Source organism: uncultured Modestobacter sp., from assembly GCF_947486615.1.
In the GTDB taxonomy this organism is placed as follows: Bacteria; Actinomycetota; Actinomycetes; order Mycobacteriales; family Geodermatophilaceae; genus Modestobacter.
Window position 1 is genome coordinate 462,793 of record NZ_CANKUD010000003.1, and the last position, 15,138, is coordinate 477,930.

Genomic DNA, 15,138 nt, shown 5'->3' on the forward strand with positions numbered 1-15,138 from the left:
CTCGCAAGCTCGGCGCGGGCCCCTGAACGGTGGCCGAAGGGCACGGCAGGATGGGCGGGTGCGCTCCCGCCTGCCCGACCCCCGCCGATGAGCACCGCGCTCGTCGTCGCGGCGACCGTGGCCGCCGTCGTCCTGGCCGTGCTGGGCGGGCTGAGCACCGCGCTGCGCCGCCGCACCGGCACCGCCCACCTGGCCGCGACCGGCGTCCTGGAGGCACTGCTGGTCGCCCAGGCGGTGGTCGCCGTCGTCGGGCTGGCCGGCGGGCAGCGTCCCGCGGAGCTCGCCACCTTCCTCGCCTACCTGGGCAGCGTGGTGCTGCTGCCGGTCGCCGGCCTGCTCTGGGCCCGCAGCGAGCCCACCCGCTGGGCCGGCACCGTGCTCGCGGTCGCCGCGCTCGCCGTCGCCGTCATGCTCTGGCGGCTGCTCGACCTGTGGGTGGTCACCGGTGGCTGACACACCCGGCGGCGCACTCGGCGGGCCGGCGCCCGAGCCGACCGACGCCGTCCCGGACACCACCCGCGGGCCGGGCCGGGTGCTCGTCGCGCTCTACGGGGTGTTCGCGCTGGCCGCCGGCGCCCGGGCGGCGGTGCAGCTCGCCACGCAGTTCGACGAGGCACCGCTGGCCTACCTGCTGTCCGCGTTCGCCGCCGTCGTCTACGTGCTGGCCACCATCGGCCTGGCCCGCGGGGGCAGCGGCGGGCGGCGCACCGCCGTCCTCGCCTGCTCGGTGGAGCTCGCCGGCGTCGTGGTCGTCGGCACGCTGTCGCTGGCCGACCCGGCGGCCTTCCCCGACGACACGGTGTGGTCGGGCTACGGCTCGGGCTACGGGTTCGTCCCGCTGCTGCTGCCCGTGCTCGGCCTGCTGTGGCTGCGTCACCAGTCGCAGGTCGCCGCCGAGCAGGACGGCGGGCCCAGCGCCGGCTGAGCGCCCGGCCGCTCAGCAGCACGCTCTGTGGTGCGCAACCGAAGCTGCTCGTTACGATCGCCCGGTGCCGTCCGACAGACGACCCGCCGAACCGGTGACGGGTCAGGTCCCACCCGAGGCCGCCGCGGCCTTGGCGGAGGGCATGGCGGCCACCTCCGAGCCGGCCGAGCGCCGGCAGCAGGCCTCGATCGTCGGCGCCGCCGAGGCGGTCGTCTCCAGCCACGACGGCGGCGCCCAGTCGGCGCTGCCAGGCGTGCTCGCCGACGTCCCGGTCGCCGTCCTCGTCATCGACCAGGTCGCTGGCACGGTCACCTACGCCAACACCGCGGCCGACGACCTGGCCGGCAACGTCGGCCTCCCCGTGGCGATCGACGCGTGGGGCGAGGCGGCCGGCTTGACCGACCTGTCCGGATCGCCACTGGCCAGCACGGCCAACCCGCTGTCCCACGTCGCCTCGGGCCGCCCGGTGGCCGGCGAGGCGGTCCGGCTCTCCACCCGGCGCAGCTCCGACGAGGCCCGGGCCGCCGCGGCGGCCGACGATCCCGACCAGGTGCTCTGGGTCACCGGCTTCCCGCTCTCGCACGACGCGAACGAGCAGCGGCTGTCGCTGGTGGTCTTCCTCCAGCTGGACGACACCGCGGGAGCTGACGACCCGGAGACGCAGCTGCAGGCGCTGCGCGAGCGGGCCGTCGTGGCCACCGACATCGCCTTCACCATCACCGACCCGCGCCAGCCCGACAACCCGCTGGTGTGGGTCAACCCCTCGTTCACCCGGATCAGCGGGTACGGCTACGAGGAGAGCGTCGGGCGCAACTGCCGGTTCCTGCAGGGCCCGGCCACCGAGCGCAAGGCCGTCGACGACCTGCGCCAGGCGCTGCGGGACGAGCAGCCGGTCACCACCACGCTGCTCAACTACCGCAAGGACGGCACCGCCTTCTGGAACCAGCTGTCCATCACACCGGTCTTCGACGGCGAGGGCACGCTGGTCAGCTTCGTCGGGGTGCAGACCGACGTCACCGAGCGGGTACGGGTCGAGGACGACCGCAAGGCCGCCTTCGCCGCCGAGCAGGCCGCCCGCCGGGACGCCGAGGAGGCGCACGCCGCCGCCGACGCAGCGCGGGTCGAGGCCGAGCGGGCGCAGAGCAGGCTGGCGCTGATGGCCGAGGCCACCAGCACGCTGAGCGCGACGCTCGACCTGGACGACCTGCTCGACCGGCTGGCGACGCTGTGCGTGCCGCTGCTGGCCGACTGGGTGCTCATCACCCTGGTGGACGAGCACGGCGCCGTCTCCGGCTCCTCGGCCGCGCACCGCCGGGGCATGACGCAGGAGCTGCGGCGCTTCGCCCAGCTGCGCTTCGCCGACCTGCCCGAGGCCGCCCCCATCCGGCGGGTCCTCGACTCCAGCGAGCCGGTGCTGGTCCCGGAGATCACCGAGGCCATCCTGGCGGCGGCCGCGCCCGACCCGGCCCTGCGGGAGGTGATGGCCGAGCTCGGCACGTCCTCCCAGCTCACCGTGCCGCTCGTCGCCCGCCGCCGCACGATCGGCGCGCTCACCCTGGTCGCCGAGACCCAGGACCGGCGGTTCGGCAGCGACGACGTCGACCTGGCCCGTGACCTCTCCCGCCGGGCCGCCATGGCGATGGACAACGTGCGCCTGTACCAGCAGGAGCACTCGGTCGCCGAGACGCTGCAGCGCTCGCTGCTGCCCCAGCTGCCGGAGATCACCGGGGTCACCGCGGCCGCGCACTACCTGAGCGCCTCCAGCTCGGCCGACGTCGGCGGTGACTTCTACGACCTGCTGCACCTGCCCGACGGCAGCGTGGGCATCGCCATCGGCGACGTGGTGGGCCACGACGTGGCGGCCGCCGCCGCGATGGGCCACCTGCGCGGTCTGCTCCGGGCCTGCGCCTGGGACGCCGGCGACGGCGATCCGGGGGAGATCCTCGGCCGGGTCGACCGGCTGGTTCAGGGGCTGCACGTGGCCCCGATGGCGACGATGGTCTACGGCCGGGTGGAGCGCCCGGACTCCCCCGGCGGGTCGTGGCGCCTGCAGCTGGCCAACGCCGGGCACCCCCCGCTGCTGCTGCGTGCCGTCGACGGCACGGTGCGGTTGCTGGACGGCGTCACCGGCCTGCTGATCGGTGTCGACTCGACCCGTCCGCGCACCTCACGGGCGATCGAGGTCCCCGCCGGCGCCACCCTGATCGCCTACACCGACGGGCTGATCGAGCGCCCCGGCACGGACATGGACGAAGGGATCGCCGCGCTGGTCACCCGGCTCGCCGACGCCCCCGTCGACGCCGACCCGGCCGAGCTGTGCCTGCAGGCGGTGGGCACCGACCCCGACCGCCGGGACGACGTCGCCGTCATCGCCGTCCGTTTCGACTGACGAAGGACCCCCTCGCCCCTGCGAGGCCGAGGCCGCCAAAATGGCCATTTTGGCGGCCTCGGCTCAGAGTGTGTCGGTGACCTCGGGGGCGAGGAGGGCCCGCTGCAGGCCGTAGGCGCCGCGGTGGAAGAGCAGCGGGGTGCGGGCGGCGTCGGCGCCCAGGTCGAGCACCCGGGCCACGACGATCGTGTGGTCGCCGCCGTCGTACTCGGCCCACAGCTCGCTGTCGATCCAGGCCACCACGTCGTCCAGCACGGGGGAGCCGTGCGGGCTGGGCGTCCAGCCGACCCCGGCGTACTTGTCGGTGCCGGAGCGGGCGAACTGGCGGGACAGGTGGCTCTGCTCCTCGGCGAGCACGTTGACGCAGAACCGGCCGGCCTCGCGCAGCCGGGGCCAGGTGCGGGAGGTGCGGGCCGGGGCGAAGGCGACCAGCGGCGGGTCCAGCGACAGCGAGCTGAACGACTGGCAGGTGAAGCCGACCGGCCCGTCGGCGGCCATCGCGGTCACCACCGTGACGCCGGAGACGAAGTGCCCGAGCACGTCGCGCATCAGCCGGGGGTCGACCACCTGGGGCGGGGGGCCCGCCGCGTCTGCACTCACGCCGTCGATCCCATCACGCCCGCCCGCACCCGGCACCGTGCGGAGCCTCACGCCGGGACGACGGCCCCCCGCGGCTGGTTGCGCCCGCCGGCCCGGTACAGCGAGCTGGGCAGCTCGTGGCCCACCGTGTGCTCGGTGACCGCGGCCGCGGCGAGGACGGCGTCCAGGTCGATGCCGGTGACGATGCCGGCGTCGGCCAGCCAGTAGACGAGCTCCTCGGTGGCGATGTTGCCGCTGGCGCCGGGCGCGAAGGGGCAGCCGCCGAGACCGCCGACCGAGGCGTCGAGCTGGGTGATGCCGGCCTGCAGCGCGGCGAGCGCGTTGGCCTGCCCGGTGCCGCGGGTGTCGTGGAAGTGCACGCCCAGCGGGGTGCCGGGGCAGGCGCGGCGGACCTCGTCGATCAGCCGGACGACCCGCAGCGGGGTGGTGGTGCCGATGGTGTCGCCCAGGCAGAGCTGGTCGGCCCCGGCGGTGACCGCGGCCCGGGTGACGTCGACGGTGCGCGAGACCGGGGTGCGGCCGTCGAAGGGGCAGTCCCAGGCGGTGGCCACGATGACCTCCAGCGAGCCGCCGGCGCCGTGGGCCAGCTCGGCGATCTCACCGACCGCGCCCACCGCCTCGGCCGTGCTGCGCCCGGCGTTGGCCCGGCTGTGCGAGTCGGCGGCGGAGACGACGTACTCCAGGTGCGCGATGCCGGCGTCGACCGCCCGCACCGCGCCCCGGGGGTTCGCGACCAGCGCGGAGAAGTGCACCCCGTCGAAGCGGTGCAGCTCGGCGGCCACCTGGTCGGCGTCGGCCAGTGCGGGCACCGCCTTGGGGGAGACGAACGACGTCACCTCGATCCGGCGGACGCCGGTGGCGACCAGCGCCTCGAGCATGGCCAGCTTGCCGGCCAGCGGCAGCGGGTCCTCCAGCTGCAGGCCATCGCGCATGCCGACTTCCCGCACGTCCACCGTCGTGGGCAGCACCAGGTCGAACTCGTTCACATCGGCCTCCTCGCCGTCGGTCAGCATGATGCCCCTCCCGCCAGGAATGTGCGGACCGCGGCGAGCCAGGCGTCGGGGGAGTCGACGTGGGCCATGTGCCCCGCGTCGTCGAGCAGGACGGCCCGGGCGTCGGGCAGCGCAGCCGCGGCCTGCCGGGCGAGGTCGGCCGGGAAGACCATGTCCTGCCGCCCGTGCAGCAGCAGCACCGGCCGCCCGGTGGCCGCCAGCCGCCGGACCGGGTCGGGCAGCCGCGGGGAGGGCAGGGCGCCGGTGGCGCGCCAGGCGGCCAGCCAGTCGCCGGAGAACCGCACCGCGGCCAGCCGGTCGCGCCAGCCCGGCAGCGCCTCGGCCCGCCAGACGGCAGCCGGGGCGCCGGCCAGCGCGGCGGCGCGGGCGAAGGCCGGCCCGGCCAGGGTCGGATCGGCCCAGACGGCCCCCTCGGCCGCCCGGCGACGGGTCCGCTCCGGCCAGTCGCCGAACTGCACCTCCTCCACCGGGAGCACGCTGGTGGAGGCCAGCACGAGCCGGCGGACCCGGTCCGGTGCCGCATCGGCCAGCCGCTGGGCGATCAGCCCGCCCCAGGAGAAACCGAGGACGTCGACCGGCCCGCCGCCCAGGACGTCGATCAGCGTCACCAGGTCGCCGACCACCGCATCCGGAGTGCAGGCGCCGGGTGGCAGGCCGGTGGTCGACCGGCCGCAGCCCCGCAGGTCCGGGACCACCACGCGGTGGGCGAGTGCCAGCCGGTGGAGCGGGTCACGCAGGTAGCTGCCGTCCCAGTCCGGCCCGCCGTGCACCACCAGCAGCGTGCGGTCGGCCGGGCCGGCGGTCCGGGCGGTGAACAGCGCGACGCCGGGCTCCACCGGCAGGTGCTCCTCGACCCACACCGGTGTCACCGAGCCCGGTTCCACGTGGAACGAGGTCACGCCGGCCAGCGGGTGAGCACGTCGGTGAACGCGGCCGCCGCCTGCTGCACCTCGGCGACCTCGACGTACTCGTCCACCGCGTGCATGACCGCCGGCGTGCCCGGGCCCCACACCACGATCGGCGCGGTGCCCACGACCGGGCGCAGCACCGAGGCGTCGGTGAAGTAGGTGGCCGGGGCCGGCTCGACCCCGGCCGGCAGGCTGGTCACCCACGGATCGTCGCGGTCGGTGCGCACCGGGGCCAGGTCGACCAGCACGTCGACGTCGGCGACCTCCGGCTGCGCCCGCCACCAGTCCAGCAGCGCGGAGCCCTCGCCGACGGTGCGCTGGTCGATCACCGCCTCGGCCCGGTCCGGGACCACGTTGGGCACGGTGCCGCTGCGCAGCACGCCCGGGTTCCAGGTCTCGGTGCCCAGGAACGGCTCGCTGGCCAGCGGCAGCTCCGAACCCGCCCTGTTCAGCACGGCGACCAGGTCGAGCAGCGCGTTGTGACCTCGCTCGGGGGTGCTGCCGTGCGCGGCGACGCCGCGGGCCCGCACGGTCAGCCACAGCGCGCCGCGGTGGCCGAGCACCACCCGGTTGCCGGTCGCCTCCGGGACGACGACGGCGCCGACGCTCAGGTCGGCCACCGCGGCGGCCGCGGCGGCGGCACCCCGGGAGCCGATCTCCTCGTCGCTGGTGAGCAGCAGCGCGACCGGCGTCCCCGGGTCGGCCGCGGCGAACGCGGCGACGGCAGCCACGACACCGGCCTTCATGTCCGACCCGCCGCGGCCCCAGACGCGCCCCTCCGCCAGGTCGGCGCCGAAGGGGTCGCGCTGCCAGCTGCCCGGCTCCGTGGCCGGCACGGTGTCGACGTGGCAGGCCACCAGCAGCCGCGGCCGGGCCGGGTCGGTGGGGGAGGTGAGCAGCGTCCAGGGCTGGTCGGGGTCGGTGCCGGTCTGCACCCGCAGGTGGGGCGCGGCGGCGGCCAGCACGTCGGTCACCGTGCCGAGCACCCCGCGCTGGGCGGCGGCGTCACCGGAGACGGTGGGGGTGGCGACCAGCTCGCGCAGCAGGGCGACGACGTCCGGGGCAGGGGCGCTCATGGGCCGATCATGGCCCGCGCCCCTGCCCCGCGCTCAGCCGGCGACCGGTTCGGGGGTGCGCTCGGACTCGACCGTCCGGCTCAGCTTGGCGCCCTCGACGTCCAGGTCGGGCAGCAGCCGGTCCAGCCAGCGCGGCAGCCACCAGGCCGAGCGGCCCAGCAGCGCCAGCACCGCGGGCACCAGCGTCATCCGGACGACGAAGGCGTCGACCAGCACGCCGACGGCCAGCCCGAAGGCGATCGCCTTGACGGTCACGTCCTCGATGGTCACGAAGCTGCCGAACACCGAGAACATGATCAGCGCGGCGGCGACGACGACCCGGGACGCGTGCCGCATGCCGGCGACCACCGCCGCACGAGGGGCCGCGCCGTGCACGAACTCCTCGCGCATCCGGGAGACCAGGAAGACCTCGTAGTCCATCGCCAGGCCGAACAGCACCGCCATCAGCAGGATCGGCATGAAGCTGATCACCGGGCCGGTGGCCGGCACGCCGAAGAGGTCCATCAGCCAGCCCCACTGGAAGACGGCGACCACGGCGCCGAACGAGGCGCCCACCGAGAGCAGGAAGCCCAGCGCGGCCTTGATCGGCACCAGGACCGAGCGGAAGACCAGCAGCAGCAGGACCAGCGCCAGGCCGACCACGACCAGGGTGAACGGCAGCAGCGCGCCGGCCAGCCGGTCGGAGACGTCGATGGCGACCGCGGTCTGCCCGGTGACCGTGACGTCGGCGCCGGGGTCGGACACCAGGTCGTCGCCGAGGTCGCGCAGGTCGGCGACGAGGGCGGTGGTCGCCTCGTCCTGCGGGCCGCTCTCCGGCACCACCTGGACGATCGCCGCGGTGCCGTCGGCCAGCAGCTGCGGGGCGGCGTAGGCGACGTCGTCCAGGCCGCCGGTGAACTCACCGGGCTGGCCGGTCGGCGTGCCGCCGATCGCGGCGGCGGCCTGGTTGGCGGTCTGCTCGGCGGTCGCCGGGTCCAGGCCGTCGAGGAAGACGATCAGCGGGCCGTTGGCGCCGGGGCCGAAGAACTCGCTGACCGCGTCGTAGGCCTGCCGGGTGGTGCTCTCCTCGGGGGCGGTGCCGGCGTCGGGCAACGCCAGCCGCAGCTGCAGCGCGGGGATGGCGATGACCAGCAGGCCGACCACGGTGACCAGCACGGTGAGCAGCGGGCGGCGGGTGACGAAGGCGGCCCAGCGGGCGCCACCGGTGCGGGCCGGGGTGCCGGCGTGCTCGGCGAGGGCCTGCTCGCGCCGGGCGGCGCGGGACCCGGGCTTGGGCACCAGCCGGGTTCCGGCGAAGCCGAGCAGCGCGGGCAGCAGGGTGAGCGCGACCAGGACGGCGACCAGGACGGTGCCCGCAGCGCCCAGGCCCATCACGGTGAGGAAGGGGATGCCCACGACGGCCAGCCCGGACAGCGCGATGATCACGGTGAGGCCGGCGAAGACCACGGCGGACCCGGCGGTGCCGGCGGCCCGCCCGGCCGACTCCTCGGGGTCCATCCCGGCGGCCAGCTGGGCACGGTGCCGGGACAGGATGAACAGCGTGTAGTCGATCCCGACCGCCAGGCCGATCATCAGCGCCAGCGTGGGGGCGGTCGAGGAGAGCGTGATGATCCCGGAGGTCGCCAGCAGGCCGGTGAGCCCGATGCCCACCCCGACCAGCGCGGTCAGCAGGTTCATCCCGGCGGCGAGCAGCGAGCCGAAGGTGATCACCAGCACCAGGACGGCGACCACGACACCGATGAGCTCCAGCGGGCCGACGGTGACCGCACCGGTGGCGAAGGCCCCGCCACCGACCTCGACCTCCAGGCCGGCCTCGGTCGCCGCGGTGGTGGCGGCCTGCAGCTCCTCGAGGGCGTCCCCGCCGAGCTCGGTGGCCTGCACCGAGTACTGCACCGAGGCCAGCGCCGCCCGCCCGTCCGGGCTGATCGACTGGGTGGTGAACGGGTCCTGGACGGCGGCGACCTGGTCGACCTGCCCGGCCGCGGCGACGGTCTCACCGATCGCCGCGGCGTACTGCGGGTCGGCGACCGTGGCGCCCTCGGGGGCGACGAACACCAGCTGGGCGCCGACCCCCGCCGCCGCCGGCGAGACCTCGTCGAGCCGGTCGAGCGCGGCCTGGGACTCCGAGCCGGGGATGGTGAACTCGTCGTCGAACTCCCCGCCGATGGTCAGGAAGAGGGCGACGACGATGCCCAGCACCGCCACCCAGGCGGTGGAGAAGAGCACGCGACGGCGGTAGGCCGCGCGGCCCAGCCGGTAGAGCAGGGTGGACATCGGTACTCCTGGTGGTTCGGCCGGGGTCAGGGAGCGGGCGGAGCGGTCGACACCGCGCCGCGGACGAGGGAGAGCAGGGCGGTGCGGCGCAGGGGCTCGAGGTCGCCCCGCGCGGTCAGCGACATGGCGTTGAGCCCGGTCAGCAGGGCGGTGGCCGCCCCGATCAGGTCCGCGGCCGGCATCGTGAAGGTGAGTCCGGACTCGGTGGCCATCCGGTCGACCAGCTCGGCGAGGCGGCTGCCGACCTGGTCGTCGTGCCGGCGCAGCACCTCGGCGGCCTCGGGGTTCCGGGCGGCGTGCAGCGTGTACTCGGTGACCACCAGCGCCCAGGTGCGGTCGCACCGGAAGGCACCCAGCACCCGGTCGACGGCGGCGGCGAGCGGGTCCGGCTCGTCGGCCAGGCCGGTGAGGAGCTCGGCGACCCGGGTGAGGTCCCGGTCGACCTCTCGGGTCATCAGGGCCTCGAACAGCTCGTCCTTGCTGCGGAAGCTGGAGTAGAAGGCGCCACGGCTGAACCCCCCGCGGCTGCAGACGTCCTCCACGCTGGCGGCGTCGAAGCCCTGCTCGGCGAAGGTCTCCAGGGCGGCGTCCAGCAATCGCTCCACGGTGACCTCACGACGGCGCTTGGGCCGGTCGAGGTCGGTGGCGGTCACGATGCAGGACTGTATTGGATACACCGGTGCATCGGGAGCCGGGACGGGTGTGACGTGTGTTGCCCCCCGGACACGGACGAGGCCGCCGCCCCCGGGGGGACGACGGCCTCGATCGGGCGTGCGGCGATCAGCCCAGCGCGCGGCCCACGGCGACGGCGCGGGTGTCCGGCGCGGCGACCCGGGCGGCGTCGGCCTCCTGGTCGTCGGCGGCCTCCTGCGAGCGGCGCTCGGCCTCCACCCGGGCCCGGTAGCTCTCCACCTCGCTGCTGATCCGCTCCTCGTCCCAGCCGAGCACCGAGGCCACCGCCCGCGCCACCGGCTCGGCGGAGTCGACGCCGCGGTGCGCGGTCTCGATGGAGATCCGGGTGCGCCGGGCCAGCAGGTCGTCCAGGTGCAGCGCGCCCTCGCGCACGGCGCCCCACACCATCTCCACCATCAGGTACTCCTCGGCGCCGGGCACCGGCTCGAGCAGCTCGGGGGCGTCGGCGGCCAGCGCCAGCACCTCCGGGGTGAGCGAGCCGAACCGGTTGATCAGGTGCTCGGCCCGGAACCGCGGGATGCCCCACCGCTCGGACAGCCCGTCCAGGGAGTTGACCATCGCCGCGTAGCCCTCGGCGCCGACCAGCGGGATGTTCTCGGTGACGCTCGGCGGCACCGTGCGGGTCACGTCCTCGGCCACGGCGTCCACCGCGTCGGCGGCCATCGGCCGGTAGGTCGTGTACTTGCCGCCGGCCACCGCGATCACGCCGGGCATCGGGCGGGCCACCGCGTGCTCCCGGGAGAGCTGGCTGGTCATCTCGCTGTCCCCGGACAGCAGCGGGCGCAGCCCGGCGTAGACGCCGGTGATGTCCTGGTGGGTCAGCGGCACCGAGAGCACCCGGTTGACGTGCTCGAGGATGTAGTCGATGTCGGCCTTGGACGCCGCCGGGTGGGCCTTGTCCAGCTCCCAGTCGGTGTCGGTGGTACCGACGATCCAGTGGCTGCCCCAGGGGATGACGAACAGCACCGACTTCTCGGTGCGCAGGATCAGCCCCGCCTCACCGTTGATCCGGTCGCGCGGGACGACGATGTGCACGCCCTTGCTGGCCCGCACGTGGAAGCGCCCGCGGCCGCCGACCAGGGTCTGGATGTCGTCGGTCCACACGCCGGTGGCGTTGACCACCACCTCGCTGCGGACGTCGACCTCCTCGCCGGTCTCCACGTCGCGCACCCGGACGCCGACGACGCGGCCGCCGGCGTGGTTGAAGGCGACGACCTCGGCGGAGTTCAGCACGGTCGCGCCGTAGGCGGCGGCGGTGAGCGCCACGGACAGGGTGTGCCGGGCGTCGTCGGCCTGCGCGTCGTAGTAGCGGACGGCGCCGACCAGCGCGTCGGGCTTCAGCGCGGGGAACATCCGGCGGGCACCGGTGCGGGTCAGGTGCTTCTGCCCCGGCATGGGCTCCGACAGCGCGCCGAAGCGGGCCAGGCCGTCGTAGAGCGCCAGGCCGGCGGTGACGTAGGGCCGCTCCCAGCCGCGGTGGGTCAGCGGGTAGAGGAAGGGCACCGGCTTGACCAGGTGCGGGGCAATCCGGTTGACCGACAGGTCGCGCTCGTGCAGCGCCTCTCGGACCAGACCGAAGTCGAACTGCTCCAGGTAGCGCAGCCCGCCGTGGAAGAGCTTGGACGAGCGCGAGGAGGTGCCGCTGGCGAAGTCGCGGGCCTCGACCAGCGCCGTCCGCAGGCCGCGGGTGGCGGCGTCCAGCGCGACGCCCGCGCCGGTCACCCCGCCACCGATGACCAGGACCTCGAACTCGCCCTTGACCAGCTCGGCCCAGGACTGGGCGCGCTGCTCGGGCCCGAGCGGGCGTACTGCCGTCATGCGAACTCCTCGGTACGTCCCGTCGCGGGGACGGGCACGTGCTGGCGAGGTGGCGCCGGGCCGGCGCACCTCGGTGTGGCTGCCGCTGCGACGTGCCGGACGACGATGTGCTGTCGCCCACACGTTCGCCGCCCACGGTAGGTCGGTCCCGGGCGACCCGTCGACGCGAGCTGTCTGACATGGTCGTACGGCGCCGCCTCACCCGGTACGACGAGGTCGTACGGCGGCGGGCTCTCCACGGCCGGTCGCCATGCCCTAGCGTCGGGCGTCGTGCCGGGCACCGTGCAGTCGATCGAGCGGGCAGCCGCCATCCTGCAGGTCGTCGCCGCCTCCGGCGGGACGCTCGGGGTCACCGACATCGCCGAGGCGGTCGGGCTGGCCAAGACCACCGCGCACAGCCTGCTGCGCACCCTGCTGCACGTCGGCTTCGTCGAGCAGGACCGGGCGACCGGCCACTACGCCGTGGGCGCCGGGCTGCTGCGGCTGGGCAGCCACCTGGACGTCAACGAGCTGCGGGCCCGCTCGTCGAACTGGGCCGACGCCCTGGCCGCCCGCAGCGGGCACGCGGTGCGGCTGGTCACCCCCGCCGGGGACGACGAGGTCGTCGTCGTCCACCACGTCTTCCGGCCCGACGACTCCGCGCAGGTGCTCGACGTGGGCAGCACGCTGCCGGCCCGCAGCACGGCGCTGGGCCGGGTGCTGCTCGCCCACTCCCTCGGCCGCCGCACTCCCCGTGCCGCGGCCGGGACGGCGGCCGCGGAGCTGGCCGAGATCCGGGCCCGGGGCTGGGCCGTCGAGCGGGGGGAGCAGCACCCGGGGCGGGGCTGCATCGCCGCCCCGGTGCGCGCCTCCGGCGGCCTGGTCGTCGCCGCGCTCGGCATCAACGGACCGGTGACCTCGCTGTTCGACGGCCGCGGCGCCCCCCGGCCGCTGCTGGTCGGCATGGTCACCGACGCCGCCGCCGGCGTCTCCCGGGAACTGGGGGCCGGCGGTGGCTGACCGCTACGTGCTCGCCGTCGACCAGGGGACGACGTCCACCCGCTCGCTGGTCTTCGACCGGGGTGGGCGGATGGTCGCCGTCCGCCAGCGGGAGCACCGGCAGTACTTCCCGAAGCCGGGCTGGGTCGAGCACGACCCGATGGAGATCTGGGCCAACACCCAGCGCACCGCCGCGCAGGTGCTCGCCGACCTGCCCGGCGGCGGCGAGGTCGTCGCGCTGGGCATCGCCAACCAGCGGGAGACCACCGTCGTCTGGGACCGGGCCACCGGCCGGCCGGTCACCCGGGCACTGGTCTGGCAGGACACCCGCACCGCCGACCTGGTCGCCGAGCTGGCCGCCCGGCCCGACGCCGCCCTGGTGGCCGAGCGCAGCGGCATGGCGATCGCCGGCTACTTCTCCGGCCCGCGGCTGCGCTGGATCCTCGACCACGTGCCCCGCGCCCGGGAGCGCGCCGAACGCGGCGAGCTGCTCTTCGGCACGATGGAGACCTGGCTGATCTGGAACCTCACCGGCGGCCCGGACGGCGGGGTGCACGTCACCGACGTGACCAACGCCAGCCGCACCCTGCTGATGGACGTGCGCAGCTGCCGCTGGGACCCCGACCTGCTGGCCTTCTTCGACATCCCGGCGGCGATGCTGCCGGAGATCCGCCCGTCGGTCGGCGTCCTGGGGCTGGCCACCGCGCTGTCCCCGGCGCTGCCGATCGCCGGTGCGCTGGGTGACCAGCAGGCGGCGCTGTTCGGGCAGGCCTGCTTCGCCCCCGGCGAGGCCAAGTGCACCTACGGCACCGGCAGCTTCCTGCTGCAGAACACCGGGACGGAGCTGGTGCGCACCCGGTCGGGCTCGATCAGCACGGTCGCCTACCAGCTGGCCGGCGAGCCGGTGCACTACGCGCTGGAGGGCTCGGTCGCCGTGGCCGGTGCGCTGGTGCAGTGGCTGCGCGACGGGCTGGGGATGATCAGCTCGGCGGCCGAGGTGGAGACCCTGGCCCGCACGGTCGCCGACAACGGCGGCTGCTACGTCGTCCCGGCGTTCTCCGGGCTGCTCGCCCCGCACTGGCGCGGCGAGGCCCGCGGCCTGGTCGCCGGGCTCACCTCCTACGTCACCAAGGGCCACCTGGCCCGCGCGGTGCTGGAGGCCACCGGCTGGCAGACCCGGGACGTCGTCCAGGCGATGGCCGCGGACTCCGGGCTGTCGCTGCCGGCACTGCGGGTGGACGGCGGGATGACCACCAACAACCTGCTGATGCAGTTCGTCGCCGATGCCCTCGACACCCCCGTGGTGCGCCCGATGGTGGGGGAGACCGTCTCGCTGGGGGCCGCGTACGCCGCCGGGCTGGCCGTGGGCGTGTGGTCCGACGTGGAGGCGCTGCGCCGGAACTGGCACCGGGCGGCGCAGTGGACGCCGTCCCCGGTGCGGTCGCTGGCGCTCACCGCGGAGTACCCGCGGTGGGAGCGGGCGGTGGAGCTGAGCATCGCCTGGGGCGCTCCCTGACCCGCTGGTGACCCAGCGTCACCGCGGGCTGTCCGACGATGTCGGACTCAGCGTGTTGTCCGGCTCACACCCGGCTCCTACCGTCCTCGCACGGGACGGCCCGAGGTGATCGCCACCACACGGCCGCCCAGACCCACCCACGGTCCGCAGAGCTGCGGACCCGTTGCGAGGAGCGCCTACACGTGGACACCGTCGGTCTGTGGACCGTCTTCGGCAGTGAAGTCACCGGTACCGCCATCCTGATCCTGCTCGGCGTCGGCGTGGTGGCCAACGTCCTGCTGGCCAAGTCCGGCGGTCTGGGCGGTGGCTACATCGTGATCATCTTCGGCTGGGGCCTGGCCGTCTTCGCCGGCGTCTACGCCGCTGCGAGCTCGGGAGCGCACATCAACCCGGCGGTGACCGTCGGGCTCTGGGCCAGCGGCACCGACGAGTACGCGCCGGGCGTGCCGGTCACGATCACCACGACCCTGGTCTACTTCGCCGGAGAGCTGGTCGGCGCCGTCATCGGCGCGGTGCTCGCCTGGGCCGCCTACCGCAAGCACTACGAGGCCGAGGAGGACGCCGGCACGATCCTCGGCACCTTCTCCACCGGCCCGGCGATCAAGAGCCCCGTGGACAACGTGGTCAGCGAGATCGTCGGCACGTTCGTGCTGGTCTACATCATCCTCCGGTTCGGGGACAGCCCGGCCGAGCTGGGGGCGCTGCCGGTGGCCCTGCTCGTCGTCGGCATCGGCGCCTCGCTCGGTGGTCCCACCGGCTACGCCATCAACCCGGCTCGTGACCTCGGCCCGCGCATCGCCCACACCCTGCTGCCCATCAAGAACAAGGGCACCAGCAACTGGGGCTACGCCTGGGTGCCGATCGTCGGCCCGATCATCGGCGCCACGCTCGCCGGCCTGTTCGCCCAGTTCGTCGCCATCTGACCCCCCCGTCTCCAGGAGGAACCCC

At 75.1% G+C, this 15,138-nt stretch carries 13 protein-coding genes; 6 read left to right on the forward strand and 7 right to left on the reverse strand.

The genetic code is table 11. The features are described 5' to 3' along the window. Positions 1–87: 87 nt before the first annotated feature. From Q1A09_RS08450 to Q1A09_RS08460, 3 genes are all read left to right on the forward strand, one after another. Entirely contained in the window at positions 88–453 is a 366-nt protein-coding gene (locus Q1A09_RS08450; RefSeq protein ID WP_299953519.1) for a hypothetical protein, read from the forward strand. Continuing rightward, a complete protein-coding gene (locus tag Q1A09_RS08455) occupies positions 446–925 on the forward strand; it encodes a hypothetical protein (protein ID WP_299953521.1) in 480 nt (159 codons plus the stop codon). The genes Q1A09_RS08450 and Q1A09_RS08455 overlap by 8 nt, the downstream gene beginning before the upstream one ends. A gap of 142 nt (positions 926–1,067) precedes the next feature. Continuing rightward, positions 1,068–3,314: a PP2C family protein-serine/threonine phosphatase gene (locus tag Q1A09_RS08460; protein ID WP_299953523.1), complete on the forward strand. Its 2,247-nt coding sequence runs from the start codon at positions 1,068–1,070 to the stop codon at positions 3,312–3,314. Positions 3,315–3,377: 63 nt separating this feature from the next. On the opposite strand, the gene Q1A09_RS08465 is transcribed toward Q1A09_RS08460, so the two are convergent. The 7 genes from Q1A09_RS08465 to Q1A09_RS08495 all read right to left on the reverse strand — a co-directional run bounded on the left by Q1A09_RS08465 (position 3,378) and on the right by Q1A09_RS08495 (position 11,696). After that, positions 3,378–3,914 (reverse strand): flavin reductase family protein, encoded by a 537-nt coding sequence (locus Q1A09_RS08465; RefSeq protein ID WP_299953525.1) that lies wholly within the window; start codon positions 3,912–3,914, stop codon positions 3,378–3,380. Between the two features lie 47 nt (positions 3,915–3,961). Then, positions 3,962–4,927 (reverse strand): hydroxymethylglutaryl-CoA lyase, encoded by a 966-nt coding sequence (locus Q1A09_RS08470; protein WP_299953526.1) that lies wholly within the window; start codon positions 4,925–4,927, stop codon positions 3,962–3,964. Beyond that, positions 4,921–5,826 (reverse strand): alpha/beta fold hydrolase, encoded by a 906-nt coding sequence (locus tag Q1A09_RS08475; RefSeq protein WP_299953528.1) that lies wholly within the window; start codon positions 5,824–5,826, stop codon positions 4,921–4,923. Before Q1A09_RS08475 ends, Q1A09_RS08470 begins: the two co-directional genes overlap by 7 nt. After that, positions 5,823–6,911, reverse strand: a complete 1,089-nt coding sequence (locus Q1A09_RS08480) for a M20 family metallopeptidase (protein ID WP_299953530.1) — start codon at positions 6,909–6,911, stop codon at positions 5,823–5,825. The genes Q1A09_RS08475 and Q1A09_RS08480 overlap by 4 nt, the downstream gene beginning before the upstream one ends. A gap of 33 nt (positions 6,912–6,944) precedes the next feature. Further along, a complete protein-coding gene (locus Q1A09_RS08485; RefSeq protein ID WP_299953532.1) occupies positions 6,945–9,185 on the reverse strand; it encodes an MMPL family transporter in 2,241 nt (746 codons plus the stop codon). A 26-nt stretch (positions 9,186–9,211) separates the two neighbouring features. Further along, positions 9,212–9,838 (reverse strand): TetR/AcrR family transcriptional regulator, encoded by a 627-nt coding sequence (locus Q1A09_RS08490; protein WP_299953534.1) that lies wholly within the window; start codon positions 9,836–9,838, stop codon positions 9,212–9,214. A gap of 127 nt (positions 9,839–9,965) precedes the next feature. Then, complete coding sequence (locus Q1A09_RS08495; RefSeq protein WP_299953536.1) at positions 9,966–11,696, reverse strand: glycerol-3-phosphate dehydrogenase/oxidase; 1,731 nt, start codon at positions 11,694–11,696, stop codon at positions 9,966–9,968. A gap of 270 nt (positions 11,697–11,966) precedes the next feature. Between Q1A09_RS08495 and Q1A09_RS08500 the strand changes: the two genes are divergently transcribed. The 3 genes from Q1A09_RS08500 to Q1A09_RS08510 all read left to right on the forward strand — a co-directional run bounded on the left by Q1A09_RS08500 (position 11,967) and on the right by Q1A09_RS08510 (position 15,113). After that, complete coding sequence (locus Q1A09_RS08500) at positions 11,967–12,695, forward strand: IclR family transcriptional regulator (RefSeq protein ID WP_299953538.1); 729 nt, start codon at positions 11,967–11,969, stop codon at positions 12,693–12,695. Continuing rightward, positions 12,688–14,190, forward strand: a complete 1,503-nt coding sequence (gene glpK / locus Q1A09_RS08505; RefSeq protein ID WP_299953540.1) for a glycerol kinase GlpK — start codon at positions 12,688–12,690, stop codon at positions 14,188–14,190. Before Q1A09_RS08500 ends, glpK begins: the two co-directional genes overlap by 8 nt. Positions 14,191–14,372: 182 nt before the next feature. Further along, positions 14,373–15,113, forward strand: coding sequence for an MIP/aquaporin family protein (locus tag Q1A09_RS08510; RefSeq protein WP_299953542.1), 741 nt, complete (start codon positions 14,373–14,375; stop codon positions 15,111–15,113). Positions 15,114–15,138: the final 25 nt, after the last annotated feature.

Coding starts and splice junctions, on each gene's coding strand:
- Q1A09_RS08460 (WP_299953523.1), top strand. CDS start 1,068: ATGGCGGCCACCTCCGAGCCGGCCGAGCGCCGGCAGCAGGCCTCGATC.
- Q1A09_RS08495 (WP_299953536.1), bottom strand. CDS start 11,696: ATGACGGCAGTACGCCCGCTCGGGCCCGAGCAGCGCGCCCAGTCCTGG.
- Q1A09_RS08470 (WP_299953526.1), bottom strand. CDS start 4,927: ATGCTGACCGACGGCGAGGAGGCCGATGTGAACGAGTTCGACCTGGTG.
- Q1A09_RS08450 (WP_299953519.1), top strand. CDS start 88: ATGAGCACCGCGCTCGTCGTCGCGGCGACCGTGGCCGCCGTCGTCCTG.
- Q1A09_RS08480 (WP_299953530.1), bottom strand. CDS start 6,911: ATGAGCGCCCCTGCCCCGGACGTCGTCGCCCTGCTGCGCGAGCTGGTC.
- Q1A09_RS08485 (WP_299953532.1), bottom strand. CDS start 9,185: ATGTCCACCCTGCTCTACCGGCTGGGCCGCGCGGCCTACCGCCGTCGC.